General features: G+C 29.9%; 21 protein-coding genes and 1 pseudogene. 11 read left to right on the top strand and 11 right to left on the bottom strand.

All coding sequences use genetic code 11. From position 1 onward, the window contains the following. Positions 1 to 37: 37 nt before the first annotated feature. The 6 genes and pseudogenes from J3359_RS01560 (at position 38) to J3359_RS01535 (ending at position 9,028) form a co-directional block, all read left to right on the top strand. Positions 38 to 832 carry a pentapeptide repeat-containing protein gene (locus J3359_RS01560; RefSeq protein ID WP_208079003.1) on the top strand — a complete coding sequence of 265 codons (795 nt, stop codon included), beginning with the start codon at positions 38 to 40 and terminating at the stop codon, positions 830 to 832. A 315-nt stretch (positions 833 to 1,147) separates the two neighbouring features. Further along, positions 1,148 to 2,923: an AMP-dependent synthetase/ligase gene (locus J3359_RS01555; protein WP_208079002.1), complete on the top strand. Its 1,776-nt coding sequence runs from the start codon at positions 1,148 to 1,150 to the stop codon at positions 2,921 to 2,923. Between the two features lie 250 nt (positions 2,924 to 3,173). Beyond that, positions 3,174 to 4,080: pseudogene (locus tag J3359_RS01550) on the top strand (IS982 family transposase). A 316-nt stretch (positions 4,081 to 4,396) separates the two neighbouring features. Beyond that, entirely contained in the window at positions 4,397 to 7,384 is a 2,988-nt protein-coding gene (locus J3359_RS01545; protein ID WP_208079001.1) for an FAD-binding and (Fe-S)-binding domain-containing protein, read from the top strand. 5 nt (positions 7,385 to 7,389) lie between these two features. After that, positions 7,390 to 8,391: an aldo/keto reductase gene (locus tag J3359_RS01540; RefSeq protein WP_208079000.1), complete on the top strand. Its 1,002-nt coding sequence runs from the start codon at positions 7,390 to 7,392 to the stop codon at positions 8,389 to 8,391. 196 nt (positions 8,392 to 8,587) lie between these two features. Then, positions 8,588 to 9,028: a hypothetical protein gene (locus tag J3359_RS01535; RefSeq protein WP_208078999.1), complete on the top strand. Its 441-nt coding sequence runs from the start codon at positions 8,588 to 8,590 to the stop codon at positions 9,026 to 9,028. On the opposite strand, the gene J3359_RS01530 is transcribed toward J3359_RS01535, so the two are convergent. Both J3359_RS01530 and J3359_RS01525 read right to left on the bottom strand, forming a co-directional pair. Further along, complete coding sequence (locus tag J3359_RS01530; protein WP_208078998.1) at positions 9,025 to 9,843, bottom strand: lysophospholipid acyltransferase family protein; 819 nt, start codon at positions 9,841 to 9,843, stop codon at positions 9,025 to 9,027. The two genes, J3359_RS01535 and J3359_RS01530, sit on opposite strands and share 4 nt — an antisense overlap. Before the next feature lie 58 nt (positions 9,844 to 9,901). After that, positions 9,902 to 10,528, bottom strand: coding sequence for an NUDIX hydrolase (locus J3359_RS01525; RefSeq protein ID WP_208078997.1), 627 nt, complete (start codon positions 10,526 to 10,528; stop codon positions 9,902 to 9,904). Positions 10,529 to 10,611: 83 nt separating this feature from the next. On the opposite strand from J3359_RS01525, the gene J3359_RS01520 reads away from it, so the two are divergent. Beyond that, positions 10,612 to 10,878 (top strand): hypothetical protein, encoded by a 267-nt coding sequence (locus tag J3359_RS01520; protein WP_208078996.1) that lies wholly within the window; start codon positions 10,612 to 10,614, stop codon positions 10,876 to 10,878. A 125-nt stretch (positions 10,879 to 11,003) separates the two neighbouring features. On the opposite strand, the gene J3359_RS01515 is transcribed toward J3359_RS01520, so the two are convergent. From J3359_RS01515 to cysS, 4 genes are all read right to left on the bottom strand, one after another. Continuing rightward, positions 11,004 to 11,318 (bottom strand): DUF6787 family protein, encoded by a 315-nt coding sequence (locus J3359_RS01515; RefSeq protein ID WP_208078995.1) that lies wholly within the window; start codon positions 11,316 to 11,318, stop codon positions 11,004 to 11,006. A gap of 3 nt (positions 11,319 to 11,321) precedes the next feature. Further along, on the bottom strand, positions 11,322 to 12,158 hold the full coding sequence (gene lgt, locus J3359_RS01510; protein WP_208078994.1) for a prolipoprotein diacylglyceryl transferase: 837 nt from the start codon (positions 12,156 to 12,158) through the stop codon (positions 11,322 to 11,324). Positions 12,159 to 12,317: 159 nt separating this feature from the next. Next, positions 12,318 to 12,599, bottom strand: a complete 282-nt coding sequence (gene yidD / locus J3359_RS01505; protein ID WP_208078993.1) for a membrane protein insertion efficiency factor YidD — start codon at positions 12,597 to 12,599, stop codon at positions 12,318 to 12,320. Between the two features lie 107 nt (positions 12,600 to 12,706). Beyond that, positions 12,707 to 14,185, bottom strand: coding sequence for a cysteine--tRNA ligase (gene cysS / locus J3359_RS01500; protein WP_208078992.1), 1,479 nt, complete (start codon positions 14,183 to 14,185; stop codon positions 12,707 to 12,709). Positions 14,186 to 14,383: 198 nt separating this feature from the next. Between cysS and J3359_RS01495 the strand changes: the two genes are divergently transcribed. Both J3359_RS01495 and J3359_RS01490 read left to right on the top strand, forming a co-directional pair. Next, entirely contained in the window at positions 14,384 to 14,527 is a 144-nt protein-coding gene (locus J3359_RS01495) for a hypothetical protein (RefSeq protein ID WP_208078991.1), read from the top strand. Positions 14,528 to 14,538: 11 nt separating this feature from the next. Beyond that, on the top strand, positions 14,539 to 14,790 hold the full coding sequence (locus tag J3359_RS01490) for a hypothetical protein (RefSeq protein ID WP_208078990.1): 252 nt from the start codon (positions 14,539 to 14,541) through the stop codon (positions 14,788 to 14,790). A 358-nt stretch (positions 14,791 to 15,148) separates the two neighbouring features. Here the strand turns inward: J3359_RS01490 and J3359_RS01485 are convergent, their stop codons facing one another. The 3 genes from J3359_RS01485 to J3359_RS01475 are packed head-to-tail and all read right to left on the bottom strand — an operon-like array spanning position 15,149 to position 17,619. Beyond that, on the bottom strand, positions 15,149 to 16,525 hold the full coding sequence (locus J3359_RS01485; RefSeq protein WP_208078989.1) for a hypothetical protein: 1,377 nt from the start codon (positions 16,523 to 16,525) through the stop codon (positions 15,149 to 15,151). Beyond that, positions 16,506 to 17,075: a hypothetical protein gene (locus J3359_RS01480; RefSeq protein WP_208078988.1), complete on the bottom strand. Its 570-nt coding sequence runs from the start codon at positions 17,073 to 17,075 to the stop codon at positions 16,506 to 16,508. The genes J3359_RS01485 and J3359_RS01480 overlap by 20 nt, the downstream gene beginning before the upstream one ends. Next, complete coding sequence (locus J3359_RS01475) at positions 17,059 to 17,619, bottom strand: RNA polymerase sigma factor (protein WP_208078987.1); 561 nt, start codon at positions 17,617 to 17,619, stop codon at positions 17,059 to 17,061. The genes J3359_RS01480 and J3359_RS01475 overlap by 17 nt, the downstream gene beginning before the upstream one ends. A gap of 207 nt (positions 17,620 to 17,826) precedes the next feature. Between J3359_RS01475 and meaB the strand changes: the two genes are divergently transcribed. Further along, the gene (gene meaB / locus J3359_RS01470; protein ID WP_208080388.1) at positions 17,827 to 18,894 is read left to right on the top strand and encodes a methylmalonyl Co-A mutase-associated GTPase MeaB; all 1,068 of its coding nucleotides are present in this window, start codon (positions 17,827 to 17,829) and stop codon (positions 18,892 to 18,894) included. Positions 18,895 to 18,896: 2 nt separating this feature from the next. On the opposite strand, the gene J3359_RS01465 is transcribed toward meaB, so the two are convergent. Continuing rightward, complete coding sequence (locus J3359_RS01465) at positions 18,897 to 19,232, bottom strand: winged helix-turn-helix transcriptional regulator (RefSeq protein WP_208078986.1); 336 nt, start codon at positions 19,230 to 19,232, stop codon at positions 18,897 to 18,899. Positions 19,233 to 19,350: 118 nt separating this feature from the next. On the opposite strand from J3359_RS01465, the gene J3359_RS01460 reads away from it, so the two are divergent. Next, a complete protein-coding gene (locus tag J3359_RS01460; protein WP_208078985.1) occupies positions 19,351 to 19,950 on the top strand; it encodes a nitroreductase family protein in 600 nt (199 codons plus the stop codon). A gap of 166 nt (positions 19,951 to 20,116) precedes the next feature. Here the strand turns inward: J3359_RS01460 and J3359_RS01455 are convergent, their stop codons facing one another. Next, positions 20,117 to 20,569, bottom strand: coding sequence for a DUF1569 domain-containing protein (locus J3359_RS01455; RefSeq protein ID WP_208078984.1), 453 nt, complete (start codon positions 20,567 to 20,569; stop codon positions 20,117 to 20,119). Position 20,570 lies beyond the last annotated feature (1 nt).

Genomic DNA, 20,570 nt, shown 5'->3' with positions numbered 1-20,570 from the left:
TGGTCATTTAATAAAACACTTTAAAACACCATATAAAATGAAACATAAAATTACGCTTTTAAGCATTTGTCTTTTTTTAACTGCAACTTTAAGTGCTGCACAAGAAATAGTAGAAGCTTCCGATATTCTAAAAGACATAAAGAACGGAAAATCAATTTCTATTGCGAACGCTACAATTGTAGGCATTTTAGACTTTACGTATATGGATGAAGCTTTGGAAAAACTTCCAAAAAAGAAAAAACGAAGTTGGTTTAATTGGGGTTCTGGAAACTCTACCAACGAAATTAAAAAAATAATAGATGTAAAAATTTCATTTACAAACTGTACATTTAGAAATGATGTTTTAGCATACATTCCTGATGAAAATTCTGACTATATATTTACAGCAAGTTTTAAAGATGAAACAATTTTTAAAAACTGTAATTTCGAACGAAAAGCAATGTTTAAATACTCTCGTTTCGAAAGAAATGCAGATTTTTCTGGAAGTACATTTAATGATGACACTACTTTTAAATATGCAAAATTCGATTATAACATAAACTTTTCAAAAACAACTTTTGATGAAATTGCCTCTTTTAAATATGCAAAATTTAGTAGAAATGTAAGTTTCTCTAATTCAGTTTTTAAAGATTCTGCAACATTTAAGTACACAGAATTTAAAAATGGAGTTTCTTTTATCAATACAAAATTCGAAGAAGATTTAAACATTAAGTATATGCAAGTTTCTGGAGATTTTAATGTAACAGGAATGGATGTCGCTTATAACATTGATTCTAAGTACACTAGAATAAATGGTAAAAGTTTTGGAAAATATTTAATAGACAAAAAATAGGTATTAATACCTATTTTTAATTCACTAAAACTATGTAAATTTGAACCATAATGGAAAACGATTGGATTAGGGGTCAATCGTTACCAAATTACAACTAGCTTTTTCGAGTATGAGAAAGCTAGTTTCTTTTTTATATTACTCAAAATTATCTTTTAGTCGGTTTATTCAAAAAAAATCTTTTTTATAAGTTATAAGATTTTAAAAAACTTAAAAAATTACTTTAAAAATTACAAAATTCATAGAAAAAACAAGACTAAAATAGTATTTGTTCAATAGCAGTAAATTTCCTATTTTGCATATTACAAATACACACACATGGCAATAGAAATAAAAAGACTTTTTGATTTTCCATATTATCAATTAGAAACCCATAATTTAAAAGATGCATTTACCTCTAAATCAAATGGAAATTGGGTAACTACATCCACCAAAGAATATATAGACAGTGCTAATAAAATTAGTAGAGGTTTATTGCGATTAGGTGTGCAACCTAACGATAAAATTGCAGTTATTTCTAGCACAAATAGAACCGAATGGAATATTTGTGATATTGGTATTTTACAAACTGGAGCACAAAATGTACCTATTTATCCAACAATTTGTAAAGAAGATTACGAATATGTATTAAATCACTCAGAATCTATTTACTGTTTTGTTTCTGATGTTGAAGTGTTAGAAAAAATCAATAAAATTAAAGATAAAACAAGTTTAAAAGAAGTTTATACTTTTAATGATATTGCCAATGAAAAATCTTGGAAAGAAGTACTTCAATTAGGAGAAGATACAGCCAACCAAGAAGAACTAGAGCAAAGAAAAAACAATGTAAAACCTACAGATTTAGCAACACTAATTTATACATCTGGAACCACAGGAAAACCAAAAGGCGTTATGCTTTCTCATAACAACATCGTATCCAATGTTTTAGCATCTAAAGAGAGAGTACCTTTAAATTATGGAAAATCTAAAGCACTAAGTTTTTTACCTGTTTGCCATATTTTCGAACGAATGATTTTGTATTTGTACCAATATTGTGGAGTCTCTATTTACTTTGCAGAATCTATAGAAAAACTTTCTGAAAATGCACAGGAAATAAAACCAAATGTTATGACAGCTGTGCCACGTTTGTATGAGAAAATCTACGATAAAATTGTATTAAAAGGAGAAACTTTATCTGGTATTAAAAAAATGTTGTTTTTCTGGGCAGTAAATTTAGGTTTAAAATACAAACCAAATGGAGAAAATGGCTGGTGGTATGAGAAGCAATTAGGTTTGGCAAGGAAATTAATTTTTTCTAAATGGCAAGCCGCTTTAGGAGGCGAATTAAAATTAATGGTTTCTGGAAGTGCTGCTCTGCAAGAAAGATTAACTAAAGTTTTTGCAGCTGCTAATATGCCAATTATGGAAGGTTATGGTTTAACAGAAACATCGCCAGTAGTATCTGTAAACGACCAAAGAAACAACGGTTTTAGAACAGGAACTGTAGGAAAAGTTATTAAAGATGTCGAAGTTAAAATTGCCGAAAATGGAGAAATCTTAGTAAAAGGGCCAAATGTAATGATGGGCTATTATAAAGATGAAAAAAAATCTGCAGAAGTTTTAAAAGATGGCTATTTTTATACAGGAGACAAAGGAGAGTTTGACGAAGATGGCTTCTTAAAAATTACTGGAAGAACCAAAGAAATGTTTAAAACTTCTGGTGGTAAATATGTAGTGCCACCTTTGTTAGAAGGAGAATTAAAACAATCTTTATTTATCGAACAAATTATGGTTATTGGAGAGGGCGAAAAAATGCCAGCAGCAATTATTCAGCCAAATTTCGATTTTATAAAAGATTGGATTGATAAAAAAGGACATAAGATTGAAAAAACTAATGAAGCCATTATAAATTCGGATATAATTATAAATCGAATTCAGAAAGAGGTCGATAAATGCAACACACATTTTGGAAAATGGGAACAAATAAAACGTTTCGAATTAACACCAGACGTTTGGTCTATTGATGGTGGACACCTAACACCTACCATGAAAATGAAACGAGCAATTATAAAAGATATCTACAAAGATTTATACGATAAAATTTATAGAGATTAATTTACAAACCGAGTTTTTTTACTCGGTTTTGTTTTATGTAAAATTACATTCCATCAATTTATCTCATAATTAATTCTAAAATTCAATTAAAACCATAACAAACTTTTTACATTACTTTTTATAATTTTACTCGTAAATTTGTCTAAACTAACGTGAGTTCGATATAAAAAGTTAAACTTTTATAGTGAAAAAAGCAGAAATTTTAGTAAATTAAGGTATTGAAAATCAATTAACTAAAATTATTCTGCTTATGATTTCTGACACTAAAATTATTGAAATTTTTTGTAATCTAGACGATTTTATGAAAGAATTTGATGCTGTTATTAACTCAAAACAGTATTTCAGACACTTCACTACCAAAAAAACGCCACCGAAAGTCAAAAATGAGTAAAAGTGAAGTGATGACCATTATGGTTATTTTTCACTTAAAATCCTACCGTAATTTAAAACACTTTTATCTTTTTTACGTGTGTAAACACATGGAAGATTTTTTTCCTGAAACCGTTTCCTATAATCGCTTTGTAGAATTACAAAAACAAGTAATTAGACCCTTAGCTGTGTATCTAAAACTTCGCGGATTAGGTAAATGCTCGGGCATATCTTTTATTGATTCTACCGCTATTAAAGTGTGTCACTACAAAAGAGAAAAACAACATCAAGTATTTAAAGGCATAGCCGAAAAAAGCTACGGAACATTGGGCTGGTTTTATGGTTTTAAGCTACATTTAGTTTGTAATGACAAAGGTCAAATAGTTGATTTTTTGATTACTAAAGCCAATGTAGATGACAGATACCCTTTGAAAAACAAAAACTTTCATGATAAAATATTTGGGAAAATATATGGCGATAAAGGCTATTTGGGAAAAGATTTATTTGACAGATTATTTGTTGACGGCATTCATCTGGTCACCAAATTGAGGAAGAATATGAAAAAGAAAGCTCTCGATTTTATGGATACAGTCTATCTTAGAAAAAGAGCTATTATTGAATCGGTAAATGATGTGTTAAAAAACACTTGTCAAATAGAACATTCTAGGCATCGATCCTTTGATAATTTTATTGGAAATTTAATCGCTGGTTTAACTGCTTATTCTTTTCTTGATACTAAACCAAGTATTAAAATTCAAAGATTTTTACCTAATTTGAGCGTTGCTTAAATCGAACTCACGTTTAATACTATAATATTGATTTTGATATTTACCAAAATTATATTTTAATCAAACCTTAATACTTAAAAATAGTTTGGGTTGTTTCTAAACTTAAAAAATCTAAATCCATCAAATCATCGTAAAGTAAATTTAAAACCAACCCATAATTTAAGTCAGTGAAAAATTAAAACTCCTTTTCACTTAAATCCTCAATTAAGCCCTTAACAATTTACCAAATCCATAAAAATTAACAAACTCTGTTTCGTTTCAGTATTAATGAAAATATTATTCGGATATTTGTAATTAGATCCTTTTTCAGTCACAAATGATTCAGAATTCCACTTTAGAAACCTTGCACAACTCACTTTCTGGTGATTTATTTTTCGATAATTTACACAAAACAATCTATGCTACAGACGCTTCTGTATATCGAAAAATTCCTTTAGCAGTTGCATATCCTAAAGACCAGAACGATTTAAAAACCTTAATCAGTTTTGCTACCGAAAATAAAATTACGCTAATACCAAGAACTGCAGGAACTTCTTTGGCAGGACAATGTGTGGGAGATGGAATTGTAGTAGATGTTTCCAAGCATTTTACCAATATTATTTCTTTTGATGAAAAAGCGAAAACTATAAAATTACAACCAGGAATTGTTAGAGATTCTTTAAACGTGTATTTAAAACCTTTTGGCTTGTTTTTTGGCCCAAATACTTCCACCTCTAACAGATGTATGATTGGTGGAATGGTGGGGAACAATTCCTCTGGAAGTACTTCTATAAAATACGGAGTAACACGTGATAAAGTGTTAGAAATTGAAGCGATTTTAAGTGATGGTTCTTCAGCAATATTTAAAGAAATTACTTCGAATGAATTTTTAGATAAAACAAAATTAGAAACTTTAGAAGGACAAATTTATAAAAGTATTTATTCGGAATTAATTTACGATTCTACACAAGATGAAATTAAAAAGGAATTTCCAAAACCAGCAATTCATAGAAGAAATACAGGGTATGCTGTAGATGAGTTTTTAAAATCCGATTTATTTGGTGGAACAGAACCCACCATAAATGTTGCAAAATTCTTATCAGGAAGCGAAGGAACTTTGGCTTTTTCGACTTCCATAACTTTGCAATTAGACAACTTACCTCCTACTGAAAGTATTATGGTTTGTTCTCATTTTACGAGTATTAACGAGAGTTTAATTGCGACATTAACTGCCATGAATCATAATTTGTACAATTGCGAATTAATGGATAAAGCCATTTTAGATTGTACAAAAAACAACAGAGAATTAGCTAAAAATAGGTTCTTTTTACAAGGAGATCCAGAAGCTGTCTTAATGTTAGAAGTTGCTGCAAACACATTGCCAGAAGTAGAGTTATTGGCAGACAAATTAATTGCAGATCTACAAGTGAATAATTTCGGATATCATCATCCAAAAGTATATGGAAAAGACATTGCAAAAGTCCATTATTTAAGAAAAGCTGGTTTGGGCGCTTTAGGAAACATGGTTGGCGATATGAAAGCAGTTGCCTGTATTGAAGATACAGCTGTGGCTTTAGGAGATTTGCCAAATTATATTAAAGAGTTTACCCAAATTATGGATAAATACCAACAAGATGCCATTTATTATGCGCATGCTGGAGCTGGAGAATTGCATTTACGCCCCATTTTGAATTTGAAGAAGAAGGCAGATGTTGTTTTATTCAGAAAAATAACCACAGAAACCGCAGAATTAGTAAAAAAATACAAAGGTTCTTTTTCTGGTGAACATGGAGATGGAATTGTGCGTGCAGAATTTATTCCTTTAATGATTGGCGAAGAAAACTACCAATTATTAAGAAGAATAAAAAAGGCTTTTGACCCAAATAATGTGTTTAATAAAGGGAAAATTACAGATGCTTTTACGATGGATGAAAATCTGCGTTATGAAGTAAATAGAATTGAACCAAAGGTAGCAACAATTCAAGATTTTTCTGATAGTGAAGGCATTTTAAAACTCGCAGAAAAATGCAATGGTTCTGGCGATTGCAGAAAACCTGTGGAAGCTGGAGGAACCATGTGCCCAAGTTACAGAGCTACAAAAGACGAAAAAGATACCACAAGAGCAAGAGCGAACTCTCTGAGAGAGTTTTTAACCAAATCTAAAAAACCGAATAAATTTAATTACGAAGAATTAAAAGAAGTTTTAGACTTATGCTTAAGCTGTAAAGCTTGTGCTTCTGAATGCCCAAGCAACGTGGATATTGCAACGATGAAAGCAGAGTTTTTATATCAATATCAAGAAACAAATGGGTATTCTTTTCGAAGTAAATTATTTGCAAACAACGTAAAATATAACAAATTAGGAAGCATTGCTCCTTTAGTTACTAATTTGGTTTTAAATACATCTTTAGTAAAAGCTGTTATGGGTGTTGCACAGAAAAGAAGTGTCCCTAAATTGGCTACAAAAACATTAAAATCTTGGTATAAAAAGCACAATGTTAATAATAAGGTTTCTCCACAAAGTCGAAATGACAAATCCAATGTCGTTTCGAGCATTTCGACTTCGCTCAATACAGGCTCCGTCGAGAAATCTCAATCTCTAAAAACGGTTTACTTATTCTGTGATGAATTCACCAATTTTTACGATGTAGAAATCGGAAAAGATGCTTTTTACTTGTTAGAAAAATTAGGCTATAATTTACAAATTGTAAATCACGAAGAATCTGGAAGAAGTTTTATTTCCAAAGGATTTTTAAAGCAAGCAAAAGCAATTTGCAACTTAAATGTCGCAATTTTTAAAGACATTATTTCTAAAGAAACTCCATTAATTGGAATAGAACCTTCAGCAATTTTAACGTTTAGAGACGAATATATTCGTTTAGCAGACGATAAAAAATCCGCAGAAAAAATTGCAAAGAACACATTTACTTTTGAAGAATTTTTAGCCAAAGAATTAAAAAAAGGAAATATAGATTTTTCTCTATTTACTTCAGCATCTAAAAACTTGAAGATTCACGGGCATTGTCATCAAAAAGCATTGTCTGGAACACATGCAAGTTTTCAAATATTAAATCTCCCAAAAAATTACTCTGTAACGATTATGAATACTGGATGTTGTGGAATGGCTGGTTCTTTTGGTTATGAAAAAGAACATTACAACGTTTCGATGCAAGTTGGCGAAGACACCTTGTTTCCAAAAGTAAGAAATACATCAGAAGAAACAGAAATTGTTGCTGCTGGAACCAGTTGCAGACATCAAATTTTTGATGGTACAAAACGAATTGCCAAACACCCAATTACAATTTTAAAAGAAGCATTAAAATAATATATATGAGCAAAAAAAACAACTATGTAGCAGATGAAAACCGCTATAAAAAAATGAATTATAGAAGAACAGGAAATAGCGGTTTGTTATTACCTGAAATTTCTTTGGGCTTGTGGCACAACTTTGGTGATGTAGACGATTTTAAAAACTCTAGAAACCTTTTAAAATGTGCTTTTGATAATGGTATTACACATTTCGATTTAGCCAATAATTATGGACCATCTCCAGGTTCTGCTGAAAAGAATTTTGGAAAAATTCTTAAGAAAGATTTTAAAAATTATAGAGATGAATTGGTAATTTCATCAAAAGCTGGTTATGATATGTGGGAGGGACCTTATGGCGATTTTGGTTCTAAAAAATATTTAATAGCAAGTTTAAACCAGAGCTTAAAAAGAATGGGGTTAGATTATGTAGATATTTTTTATCATCATAGACCCGATTACGATACGCCTTTAGAAGAAACTATGGGTACTTTAGATTTAATGGTAAAACAAGGAAAGGCATTGTATGTTGGTTTGTCTAATTACCTGCCAGAAGAAGCAGAAAAAGCATTTAAAATTTTGAGAAATTTAGGAACTCCTTGTTTAATTCATCAACCGAGATATAGTTTGTTTGATAGATGGGTTGAAAATGGTTTGTTAGATTTGTTAGGAAATTCTGGAGTTGGAGCGATTTGTTTTTCGCCTTTAGCACAAGGTATGTTAACTAATAAATACATAAAAGGTTTACCAAAAGACTCTAGAGCCGCAAAAGATAGTCCGTTTTTAAATAGAGATAAAGTAATGGAAATGCTTCCTAAAATTACTGCTTTAAATGAAATTGCAAAAAGTAGGAATCAAAATTTGGCACAAATGGCAATTTCCTGGATTTTAAAAGACGATAGAATTACATCTGTACTTATTGGCGCAAGTAAAACTGAACAAATTTTAGACAGTATAAAAGCTATTGAAAACACAAAGTTTACTGATGATGATTTAGCTAAGATAAACAAAATCGCAAACTCTTAGAGGTTAATAAACTATAAACAAATATCTTACTCGAACTCATTTATGTAATAAACACTATCTTTAGATGCATTAACAAATCTAAATTTTGATTTTTAGAAAGAAAATTTCCCTCCATTTTTTTTTCCTATTCTTTTTGAATAGTGCTATTTTCTATGGACAAAATGCACTTAATTTTTCGGTACATCAAGATTTAAAATTGCTTGTTTTTGGAGACAATTTAGGGAATAATGCAGGAACTGTTAATTTTATTACACGTTTAAAATACGAAGGTAACGATAAAAATTTAGGCTATTTTATATACGGTTTAGAATACGAAAAAGCTTTTTTAATATCATCTAGCTATACAAGATATGGTGCTTTTTCTGGATATACTTTTACAGATGTTTTTAGAAATTACAATTTTCAAATAGCGCCAAGTTTAGGTATTGGAAATATCCAAAGAGAAGGAAATAATTTAGTTAGTTGGTCTGCTTCTTTACAATTAGAATATTTTTTAAGTGATGCTGTAAAATTGAGTTTTTTGAATCAAATTACGGAGCGAACAGACTTAAAATTTTTATACGGAAAAGTAAAATATAGATATAGTTTTTTCTTAGGAATTGAAATACGCCTTTTTAAATTGAAACCAAAAGATTAAGAACTCCAAAACTCACGTTGTTTATTTAATTCCTCTTCTTCTTTAATGTACTCCTCTGCCTGTTTTGGTGTAAGTACTTTTAAGAAAGAAGGGTGTTGTTCAATTGCATATTCGATTTTTGTAACAATATCTGCTACACTTTCATTCTCGTAATCAATCTCTAAAGGTTTTTTAATAACCATAGATTGTAAAACGTTTCGTTTTTTAATATTGAGTCCTTTTTTGTCAAAAGAACGTCTAAAACCATCGATAACAATAGGAACTACAATAGGTTTACAGGTTTTTATAATATGTGCTGTTCCTCTTCTAATAGGCTTAAAAGGTGTTGTGGTTCCTTGTGGAAATGTTATTACCCAACCATCTTTTATGGCTTTTCCAATGTTAGAAATATCAGAATTTTTTACTTGCCTATTTACATCTTTACCTGCATTTCTCCAAGTTCTATCTATAGAAACAGAACCAGCGTAGGCAAACAATTTTGGCAATAAACCAGAACGCATGGTTTCTCCTGCAGCAACAAAGTAAACATTTAATTTCGGCTTCCAAATGTAACCGATATTTTTAATAGAATCGTCTCTACCACTTAAAGCTGCGTTAAATACATGAAACATCGCAGCAACATCTGCAAAATAGGTTTGATGATTCGAAATAAACAAAACGTTTTTATCTGGTAAATTTCTTAGAATTTCTGAACCTTCTATTTGCAAATTATTAAATTTACGATATCTTCTATGTGAAATTAGTCCGAAAATTCGAATGATCCATTTCTTTAAAAATAAAATATGACCAAAAGGATTCCTTTTAAATAAAGACATTATAAAATTTGTTTAATACTTGGTTAATAACAAATTTACAAAACAATTAAGTAAGATGCTATCTTAAGAGTTCTTTAATTTCGGAAAGCATCATTGCAGTTGCCCCCCAAACTATATAATCGTTTAATTTAAAGCAAGGTACATCTATATTTTTCATGTAAGAAGTTGATAAATTTACAGTAGTTAAAGAGGCATCGTTTAACAAATCTTCTACTAAAACTTCGATGGTTTTTTCGACTTCGTAATTTGTTTTAAAATTAGGTCTCTTATCTATACAACCAATAAAAGGAGTTGCTAAAAAATTACTTGGAGGAATAAAAACATCTGTTAGCTCTCTAACAATTTTTATTGATTTTGGTACAATACCAACTTCTTCGAATGCTTCTCTTAAAGCTGTTTCTTCTAAATTCTTATCTGTTTTATTAATTTTTCCTCCTGGAAAACTAATTTGTGCAGAATGTGTGCCTTTGTAAGTTGCTCTTTCTGTTAATAAAAAAGTGGTTTCATTCTTTTTATTGGGATAAAACAATGCCAAAACTGCGGCTTTTCTTGGATTGCTTGCTTCAATTTTATCTGTATTGTATCGCAACCGAAGTTCTGGTGCCAATTTAAATTGTGCTTCTAAGCCTCCTAATTGCAAGGTTCTTAACAATTCTATTTTATCTACAAATTGATTAAATTTCACTTGAAATGTATATTTTTAGCTAAATTATTATTTTCCAGAGAAAACTTATATTTTTTGGCAAGAAATTTGACTATAATTAAAGTATGAATAACAAATACAAAAAATTAGTTGCCAGTCTTGTTTTAGACGCGATTGGTTTTATACCATTTTTGCCTTTCGACCTTTTTTGGGCACCGCTTTCTGGTTATTTTATGACCAAAATGTACAAAGGAAAAGAGGGTAAAATTGCAGGTGTTATAAGTTTCGTTGAAGAAATTCTTCCTTTCGATTTTATACCAACTTTTACACTAATGTGGCTTTATAGCTACGTAATTAACAAAAGAAAAAACGAAGAAATTATTGAAAATTAATTCGTTTCCTTTAAAAGCTATCTGTAGTTAAATAAGTGCGTTAGGGATTGAAGCATTTGTTTGAGCTCTTTTTTTTTTCAGAAAAAAAGCGAGTGCTGAAAGCCCGTTAAAACGCCCAAAAAAAATTAATCTCCTTTCGTTTTAAATAAAAACCCTAAACCCAATCTACTTAAAAATTTCTTTTCGAATTCCCAAAAGAATTTAAATTGCCCAAATAACCAGCCAACAATTGGTAAGGTTAATTGATAAATAGGAAAAACTAATAAAATTCTTAACGGCCAATAAATAAAACCTGAAATTGTACCTGAGCTTAAACCAATAAAATTTGTTACTGGTTTTGCTACCCAAGCTGCAAAAGAGCCATTGATTGCAAACACGATAAATATGGCTAAAAGAGACCAATTGCTTTCAATTCCCCAGCGTTCTTTTAATTTTTCCATAAACTATTGAACTTCTTGTTTAGGTTTCCTTAACATTAACCAAATACCTATTAAAACCAAAGGAATACTTAAAACTTGCCCTGTATTTAATGGACTAAACAACCATTCTTCTCCTCTTTGTTGTACTTGTGGTTCTTTTAAAAACTCAATTATAAAACGTAAAGACCATAAAACTACCATAAATAAGCCAAATAAAAAGCCTATTTGTTGTTTTTTGTTGGTTTTCCAATACAAATACCACATCACAAAAAATAGTGCTAAATAGCTAAATGCTTCATATAATTGTGTTGGGTGTCTTGCAGTAGTTTCGCCTGCTGCTTTAAAAATTACGCCAAAATTAGAACCTGTTTCTTTTCCATAAATTTCTGAATTGAAAAAGTTTCCAAAACGAATGAAAAACCCAGCTAAAGCAACCATTATTGCCAATCTATCTAAAATAAATAACCAAGGTTTTTGTAAGTGTTTTTTGGCATAAAAATACATTGCAATTGGAATTCCTATTGCAGCACCATGGCTTGCAAAACCTGTGTAACCTGTAAATTCCCAAGAGCCATTAATCTTTTTTAATGGTAAAATAATTTCTAATAAATGATTCTGATAATAACTCCAACTATAAAAAAACACATCTCCCAAACGCATTCCTATTAACATAGAAATAAATACATACATAAATAATGGATCCATTTTTTCTAGAGGAATTTTATCTTCGATGTAGATTTTTTTCATAAAACGCAACCCCAATAAAAATGCGGTTACAAACATTAAACTATACCAACGAATGGTAAAAAAACCTAAATCTATTCCAATGGAAGGATTCCACTCTATTGCTAAAAAACTCATAATTTATTTCTACTATGTCTGGTCGAGCGCAGTCGATACCTAATTCATAAACACAACTTTAATAATCCTCTCGACTGCGCTCGAGGGGACACTCTTATACTTAATTTCTGTTCTATTTTCTTGTCTCTTATCTCAAAAAAAAATCTTATTTATTTTCTTTTACTTTTTCCTTTTTAATTTCTCTGGAACAGGATCGTAACCACTTCCTCCCCAAGGATGGCAACTAAATATTCTTTTTAATGCTAACCAACCTCCAAAAAATAATCCATGTTTTTGCAAAGCTTCTATTGTGTAATGCGAACATGTTGGAGAATATCTACAAGTTGCTGGTGTAAATGGAGATATTGCTGTTTGATAAAAACGAACTAATAAAATAAATAGTCCCCCTAACCCCCAAAGGGGAGATTTGCTACTTGTTTTTTTTTCGACTTTATTCTTCATTGACTTGAAACATTTTCTTTTTTAATTTGAAAATACAGCAAATTTTATATTTTGTTGCTTTTAGTGTGATTGGAACTCCTTCCTTTTGGGAAGGTTGGGGTGGGATATTAATTTACCGAAAACGTTGTACCTTCTTTTCCATCTTTTAATTGAATTCCGAGTTCAATTAATTCGTCTCTAATTTGGTCGGACAATGCCCAATCTTTATTTTCTCTTGCTTCTTTTCTCAACCTAATTAACAGTTCTACTACTCCATTTATTTTTTCTGAATTGTCTTGAGAATTTTCGTTCATCAATCCTAAAACATCAAAAACAAAACTGTTTAATGTTTCTTTAAATTCTGATAAATCTCTTGAAGTTAAACTCGCATTTTTTTCTTTAATTTGATTGATTAATTTTACAGCATCAAACAAATGTGATATTAAAATTGGTGTATTAAAATCGTCGTTCATAGCTGCATAACAGTCTTTTTTCCAGTTTTGAACGTCGAAAGTTGATGTTTTTTCTGCTTCAATCTTCTCTAAAAAATTAACAGCTTCCATTAATTTGGCATGTCCTTTTTCTGAGGCTTCTAATGCTTCTCCAGAAAAATCTAAAATGCTTCTATAGTTGGCTTGCATGTTAAAGAAACGAACTACAGATGCCGAAAATGCTTTTGGTAAAATATCGTTTTCTCCTGATAAAATTTCGTTCGGTAAAATAAAATTTCCTGTAGATTTTGCCATTTTTTGGCTATTTAACAACAGCATATTGGTATGCATCCAATAATTTACGGGTTTTACACCAGAACAGGTTTGCGATTGTGCGATTTCACATTCGTGATGTGGGAATTTTAAATCCATTCCTCCTCCATGAATATCGAAACTTTCGCCTAAATATTTTGTACTCATTACAGAACATTCTAAATGCCAACCAGGAAAACCATCGCTCCAAGGAGAAGGCCAACGCATAATATGGCGTTCTTCTGCTTTTTTCCAAAGTGCAAAATCTTGCGGATTTTTCTTGTCTGATTGCCCATCTAAAGCTCTTGTATTATGAATTAAATCTTCTACTTTTCTTCCTGAAAGAATTCCATAATGGTTTGTTTTATTATATGCTAAAACATCAAAATACACAGAGCCATTTATTTCGTAAGCCAAACCTTTTTCGATAATTTCTTTAATCATTTCTATTTGTTCTACAATATGTCCTGTTGCAGTAGGTTCTATACTTGGTGGTAAAAAATTGTAGTTTTTTAAGACGTTATGAAAATCGACTGTGTAACGTTGTACAACTTCCATTGGCTCAATTTCTTCTAAACGTGCTTTTTTTGCAATTCTATCTTCACCTTCGTCTGCATCATTTTCTAAGTGCCCAGCATCTGTAATATTACGTACATAACGTACTTTATAACCTAAGTGTAATAAGTATCTATATACCACATCAAAAAACATAAATGTTCTTACGTTTCCTAAATGTGCATTGCTATAAACTGTTGGTCCACAGACATACATACCTACATAACCTTGGGTTATTGGTTTAAAATTCTCTTTCTTTTTAGAGAGAGAATTGTATATTTTCAATTGATTTTCTTTGTAGCGTTCCATTAAAAAAGTGACTATTTACAGACGATAAAGATAGGCACTTTATTAAGAATAGAGAAATGGAATTTGACGGAAATTTAAAGGTATTTTAAATGCGGACAGGTAATTTTTTTTAGCAAAGTTTGCAAAGATTGTTTTAGTTATCAGTTTAAATATTATTTGGTACAAATTTTGTATATTTGTATTGTAATACAACACATTATGGGAAATTCAATTTCTAAAAACAAAAAAATAAAAAAGCAACAGATAACAAATACTTCTGTAAAAGTTACTCATACTTATCGTGTTCTTACTCAAAAAGATATTGATGCAGAACGCTCTAGTGCATATTCTTATGTTTTATAATAGCCTTTCGTTTGGAAAGGTCTGTCTATCATTACACGTACAAAGGTTCTGAAACTATTAATAATTTAGAAGTAGATTTGTATACTTTTAAATGTGAATTCAATCATACTTACATTGTTAAAATCGAAAAATATAAACCAAATATTTATATAATTCAGTTTTATTTAAAATCTCATACAGATTCTGATAACAAGCATTCATTAATTATTGCTGAAGATTCTAAAAGAAAAAGGAACGGAGCCACAAATTTCTTAATTTTTTAAACACCATTCAAGATTTAATGTTTTTTTATTTGAGTAGGAACGATAAAGCTTCATTTGGTTTTGTGGGCGTAAAATCTATCAACTTTAATAGGAGAGAACTTTAAATACAAAAGTTGTAGAAATTGAGAATGAAGATGGAACGATTGTAAATAGCCAAAGATTTAGAATTTACAAAAAATACGTAAAACGTTACTTTTCATTAAACTTATAGAAATGAGAAGTATATGTTGTTATATTTTATTAAATAAAAAAATAATGAATTAACTCCCAAAGAATCATTAGATTTTTTTTGAGATATTTGAATGAGTAATTTAAGATAAGCATAGCAAAAATATATAACATTCTAATAAAATACACCCTACTTCTTCAAAACCAAAGTGCTAAATTTACCATCGATATTCATTCGGTTATCCTTTGTTTTTATATTGAATTTACCTGTAAACTGTAATTCTTTTTCTGCTTTTTTCATAGATTTGTGTGTATCACCACTTTGACTATTTACTTGAATTATTAGATTACCGACTACAAACTCCTCAGCTTTAACAGTTGCGTCTGAATAGTTTAAGGTTAGATTAAAATCGTTAGTATCTTTATTCATATTGGAAATCGTAAGCTCTCCATATTCGTTTGTTATATCTACGTTACTTCCTAAATTATTAATAACAACTTCCGAAGAATTATTGCTCATTGTTGTATTGGTAACTGATGCAATTTTTGCATCAGTTACGTTATTTAAAAAAAGTGTACAGGCATTTAAACTGTTTATATTTACTGGAGAATAGTTGATGGTTAATTTACCTCCATTTAAATTGTTGGCATTAAAAGTTCCGTATTTTACGTTACCAGAAGCTACTGTATTTGGTAAATTTACTTTACAGTGTTTAGTATTCAAATTGAAAGTTGCTTTTTTGGGAACTTTAATTTCTAATCTTTTTTTAATTTTTATCTTTTTACCATTAATGGTTAAATCGTTATGATTTGAATTAAAATTGAATTTCATATTTTTTAAAGCTTCTCTTACTTTTTCTAATCCTATTTTTATTTCTTCTTTATTGATATTCTTTATTTGATGTTTTGCTTTTTTTAGAGACTCCTTTATTTTTTTCTTATCAATAACTTTTACGTTATGTCTAATTTTTTTAAAAGATTTTTTTAATTCTTCGTATTTTTTACTTTTCTTGAATTTCTCCCATTCTTCTTTGGTTTTAATAACAATATGTTCATTACCATTATGGTAATCAAAATGGTATCTTCCTTTTCTTTCCATATTTTTTTCTATTTCTCCCATTGAATCAAAATCGAAATCGAAATCAAAGTGCATATCAGGAATTACAATTGTGTCCATATCTACCATTTTTATTTCTGGTACTACAAAATCGAAATCCATATTATTAAAAATTACGATATCGTCTTTTAAACCAAAAGAATTATTTCCTTTAGAGGTAATTTGTACTTTCTCTTTGTTTCCTAAAGCTTCAAAATTCCAGTTTTTTAAATACTTTTCTGCTTCCTCTTTAGAAAGTCCTTCTATTTCTATAAATGCATTTACCTGAACTTCGTTTTTAGACCAAGTGGCTACATCAATATCTGTATTTGTCGCATTTATGGCTATTTCTACATCTTTATTTACCTTAAAGTTTTCGGTAAAATTTTTATCGAACTTTTGTGCAAAAGCAGTTCCCAAAAAAAAGATTGCTAAAAGTGTGAAAATCGGTTTATATAATTTGTGTCTCATTTTGTGTTTTGTTTAAAGTTTTAAGTTCTTTTAATTGTTTTTTCAAACGTTGTAACAGCTGTAAGCGCAATTGTAAATTACTAATTAGTGCTTCTATTGTAGAATCGTTAACTCCTTTGGTACTGAGCTCTTCTGTTAACGATTTGTACTCTTTTGTTAATTCTTCAATTTTGGTTAAATAACCATCGATAATTTCTTTATTATCGTCTGTTAATTCTAATTGGCTAAGTTCTAAATTGATGCTATTTTTATAATATTTTTCGATAGTTTCGAATTCTGGTGAAATACTTCCTAAACTAATTTCCTTTTGTGCTGAACCTGTTTCAGTATCTACTGTTTCTATATTTTTAGACGGATAAAACTTTATTCCTAAACTAATTAACAATACTATAGATGCTGCAATAGACAACCATTTAAAGTTTTTCTTCTTGGATTTTTGCTCATGCATTTCTGCCATTAATAATTTTTCGAATTTATTCGCATGGTTTGCAGACAATTCTACACTTGGTTCTTTATAACCTTTTAGTTTTTCTTTAATATCTTGCTGCATAACTCGTGTTTTTTAATTGTTCTTTCAATATTTTTTTACCTCTTAGTAAATGTGTTCTTGAGGTATTTTCTGTGATATTTAAAACCTCAGCTATTTCTTGATGATCATAACCTTCTAACAAATACATTGTTAAAACCAATCTATATTTTTCTTTTAATCCGTTTATTTTCTCTACAATTCCTTCTAAAGAAATATCTGAATCTACATTCCAATTCGTATCTTCTTCGTGTTTCGCATACACTTCTTCATTAATCGTAACCAGCTCTAACTTATTTTTCTTTAATTGGTCTATACTTTGGTTGATTACAATTTTTTTTAGCCAAGCTCCAAAGGCAACTTCATTTTTATAAGAATGTATATTTTTAAATGCTTTTATAAAAGCATCTTGCATAACATCTTCTGCCAAGAAACGATCTTTTACATATCTATTTGCAACAGACAGCATTCCTTTACAATACAAATTATACAACTGCATTTGCGACTTTGCGCAGTTATTTTTGCATTGATCTATTATTGGTTGGTGTAATTGTTTGGTTGATATCATTATTACTTTCTTACCCTAAAGACGATATATTTTTTGGAGTGTTGCAAAATTGATGAAAAAATTTAAAAAAATTTCATAGAAAATTTTTATAAATCTTCACAAAGTTATATCTATTCAGGTTTAATAGACTAAATTTCTTAGCGAACTCTGCAAAAAACTTTGCGTTTCTTTGCGGTTATTTCTTAAATTTACATGAATAATTTTACAATGGATATAAATTCTTCTGCTTTACACGAAAAAGATGGTGTTTCTCCTCCAGAAACTACCAATAAAACCAGTGCAGAAAAAATAAAATTGAGTAGAGCTAAACAAAATTCTGTGGAAGAATTTGTTGCAAAAATACTTGAAGGAAATATTACTTTTCTAAGCAAAGCGATTACTTTAATAGAAAGTACAAATACCAAGCATCAACAAAAGGCAAACGAAATTTTAGAGCGTTGTTTGCCATTTGCAAATAAATCTGTAAGAATTGGAATTACAGGGGTTCCTGGCGTTGGAAAAAGTACGTTTATTGAAGCTTTTGGAAAACATTTAACCTCTAAGGAAAAAAAGGTAGCGGTTTTAGCTGTGGATCCAAGTAGTTCTGTTAACAAAGGTTCAATTTTGGGTGATAAAACAAGAATGGAAGAATTAGTTACCGATAAAAATGCATTTATTAGACCTTCACCTTCTGGAACTTCTTTGGGTGGTGTTGCACAAAAAACGCGCGAAAGTATTATTCTTTGTGAAGCAGCTGGTTTCGATACCATTATTATTGAAACTGTAGGTGTTGGGCAGTCGGAAACTGTTGTACATTCTATGGTAGATTTCTTTTTACTGCTGAAATTGGCTGGTGCTGGGGATGAATTGCAAGGAATAAAACGTGGAATTATAGAAATGGCAGATGCAATCGTAATTAACAAAGCTGATGGTGAAAACGAAAAAAACGCAAAAATCGCTAAAGTTGAATTCAACAGAGCTTTGCATTTATATCCTTTAAAAGAAAGCAAGTGGCAACCAAAAGTGCTTACTGCAAGTGCGCTTCATCATTTAGGAATTGAACAAATTGATACTATGGTTGCTGATTATATTTCTCTTACCAAAGCCAATAATTATTTCAACATAAAAAGAAATGAGCAAAATAAATATTGGTTGCTATCCACTATAAATCAACAATTAAAAGATAACTTTTATAATAATAAAGCCGTAAAAAAAGCTTTAGAAGAAGAAATAAAAAAATTAGAAAATGGAAAAACGACTCCTTTTTCCGCGGCTAAAAAGTTGTTAGATTTATAATTTTAATCTTTACTATTTTCAACAACATATTCGCCCCATTTTGCAATCGATTTTAATAATGGAATTGCAGTTTTGCCAAAATCGGTTAAAGAATACTCTACTTTTAAAGGCGGTTTTGTGGTGTAAACTTTACGTTTTATAATACCATCTTCTTCCAACTTTTTTAGTTGTAAACTTAAAGTACGTTCTGTAACGCTTTTCATTTTTTTACGTAATTCGTTGTAACGTAAAGGAGTTTCCATTAAATGATACAAAATAACAGTTTTCCATTTTCCGCCAATCATTCCCATTGTAACACTTGCACAACAAGGATATTCTTTACCTTTTACAATATGCATAATCTTTTGTCTTTTTATAAAAATTTACTACTATCCTTTTCGACCGTTCTTGTGAGTTTACAAAACTATATATATTTTTGTAACTATAAAAATTATAGTTCAAATTAAAACAATAAAAATGAGTTTTTTAACAGCAATGCAAGAACGTTATACCACAAAAAAGTATGACAACACCAAAAAAATAGATTCAGAAAAAATAGCGGAATTAAAAGAAATTCTAAGACTGAGTCCTTCTTCGATAAACAGCCAGCCATGGAAATTTACCTTTGTTTCAGATACTAAAACCAAGAAAAAATTTGCAGAAGCATCTTTTTTTAATGCTCCAAAAATAACACAATGCGATACATTGGTTGTTTTTAGCAGAATAGACAATATCGATGCTTTCGAAAAGCAAATAAATAATAATCTACCTGAGGGCGCAGTTGGTTATTATAATAACTTTTTAAAAGACAAACCTGCTAACGAGATTAAATCTTGGTTTAGCGACCAAACGTATTTGGCTTTGGGAGTATTTTTAAGTGCTTGTGGGGTAATGAATATTGATGCCACACCAATGGAAGGTATTGAACCAGAGAAATATAACGCCATTTTAAATGATAAAAATTATACAACTTTGGTGGGAGTTTGTATTGGTTACAGAGATAAAAATGATGGAAACATGCCTGCTAAAAATCCGAAATCGAGACTTGCTTTAGACGAAGTTATAAATAGTATCTAATCTAAAATTCTCCAAGAAGCTGTCTTAAAAGTAAATTTAGCCCTCATTGTAAGCGATTTCGAAGTTTCAGGAGAAAAATCTAAAAAATATTGAAAAATCAATAAGTAAGATTTCTCTATGACAGTCGATAACAAATTTTAATACTTTTGAGAGAGCTTCTGTTTTTCTACACACCAAATTGCGTTAAATGATGGTCCAAATGTTTGTAAAACATATTATTCCACTCTTCTTTTGTTAATTTTCCAAAAGAATGCGATTCTTTTCCATCAAACGTATCTTCTCCTAATTCTTGTGTTTTGTTGATAAAATCAATCAATCTTTGTTTTTCTGTTTCAAAAATTTTTTCATCTACAATTAAAAACTGAGAAGCTGTTCTGCCATTTTTAGCATATGGTTTTTCTGAAACCACGATCTTCTTTACAATCGTTTTTAGCATAAATTTGGCGAAAGCATTTGGTTTTGGGTGCTTATTGGTATAGACCATTTCGTAAGTTACACAACAATGTGCCAACATTTGTGAAACAGACATTTTACCCCAATTTGGTTTGGTTTCTGGTGTTAATTTTTCAATTCTAGAAATTACTTCGTCTGAAACCTTTTTTGTAAATATGTTTTTCATT

The sequence above is a fragment of the Polaribacter cellanae genome (genome assembly GCF_017569185.1).
In the GTDB taxonomy this organism is placed as follows: Bacteria; Bacteroidota; Bacteroidia; order Flavobacteriales; family Flavobacteriaceae; genus Polaribacter; species Polaribacter cellanae.
This window is presented reverse-complemented; position numbering and strand designations above follow the sequence as displayed.

What these genes read in the sequence shown, in the direction of transcription:
- J3359_RS01560 (WP_208079003.1), top strand. Translation starts at nt 38, where the DNA reads ATGAAACATAAAATTACGCTTTTAAGCATTTGTCTTTTTTTAACTGCA.
- J3359_RS01555 (WP_208079002.1), top strand. Translation starts at nt 1,148, where the DNA reads ATGGCAATAGAAATAAAAAGACTTTTTGATTTTCCATATTATCAATTA.
- J3359_RS01545 (WP_208079001.1), top strand. Translation starts at nt 4,397, where the DNA reads ATGATTCAGAATTCCACTTTAGAAACCTTGCACAACTCACTTTCTGGT.
- J3359_RS01540 (WP_208079000.1), top strand. Translation starts at nt 7,390, where the DNA reads ATGAGCAAAAAAAACAACTATGTAGCAGATGAAAACCGCTATAAAAAA.
- J3359_RS01530 (WP_208078998.1), bottom strand. Translation starts at nt 9,843, where the DNA reads ATGTCTTTATTTAAAAGGAATCCTTTTGGTCATATTTTATTTTTAAAG.
- J3359_RS01520 (WP_208078996.1), top strand. Translation starts at nt 10,612, where the DNA reads ATGAATAACAAATACAAAAAATTAGTTGCCAGTCTTGTTTTAGACGCG.
- J3359_RS01515 (WP_208078995.1), bottom strand. Translation starts at nt 11,318, where the DNA reads ATGGAAAAATTAAAAGAACGCTGGGGAATTGAAAGCAATTGGTCTCTT.
- lgt (WP_208078994.1), bottom strand. Translation starts at nt 12,158, where the DNA reads ATGAGTTTTTTAGCAATAGAGTGGAATCCTTCCATTGGAATAGATTTA.
- yidD (WP_208078993.1), bottom strand. Translation starts at nt 12,599, where the DNA reads ATGAAGAATAAAGTCGAAAAAAAAACAAGTAGCAAATCTCCCCTTTGG.
- cysS (WP_208078992.1), bottom strand. Translation starts at nt 14,185, where the DNA reads ATGGAACGCTACAAAGAAAATCAATTGAAAATATACAATTCTCTCTCT.
- J3359_RS01495 (WP_208078991.1), top strand. Translation starts at nt 14,384, where the DNA reads ATGGGAAATTCAATTTCTAAAAACAAAAAAATAAAAAAGCAACAGATA.
- J3359_RS01485 (WP_208078989.1), bottom strand. Translation starts at nt 16,525, where the DNA reads ATGAGACACAAATTATATAAACCGATTTTCACACTTTTAGCAATCTTT.
- J3359_RS01480 (WP_208078988.1), bottom strand. Translation starts at nt 17,075, where the DNA reads ATGCAGCAAGATATTAAAGAAAAACTAAAAGGTTATAAAGAACCAAGT.
- J3359_RS01475 (WP_208078987.1), bottom strand. Translation starts at nt 17,619, where the DNA reads ATGATATCAACCAAACAATTACACCAACCAATAATAGATCAATGCAAA.
- meaB (WP_208080388.1), top strand. Translation starts at nt 17,827, where the DNA reads ATGGATATAAATTCTTCTGCTTTACACGAAAAAGATGGTGTTTCTCCT.
- J3359_RS01465 (WP_208078986.1), bottom strand. Translation starts at nt 19,232, where the DNA reads ATGCATATTGTAAAAGGTAAAGAATATCCTTGTTGTGCAAGTGTTACA.
- J3359_RS01460 (WP_208078985.1), top strand. Translation starts at nt 19,351, where the DNA reads ATGAGTTTTTTAACAGCAATGCAAGAACGTTATACCACAAAAAAGTAT.
- J3359_RS01455 (WP_208078984.1), bottom strand. Translation starts at nt 20,569, where the DNA reads ATGAAAAACATATTTACAAAAAAGGTTTCAGACGAAGTAATTTCTAGA.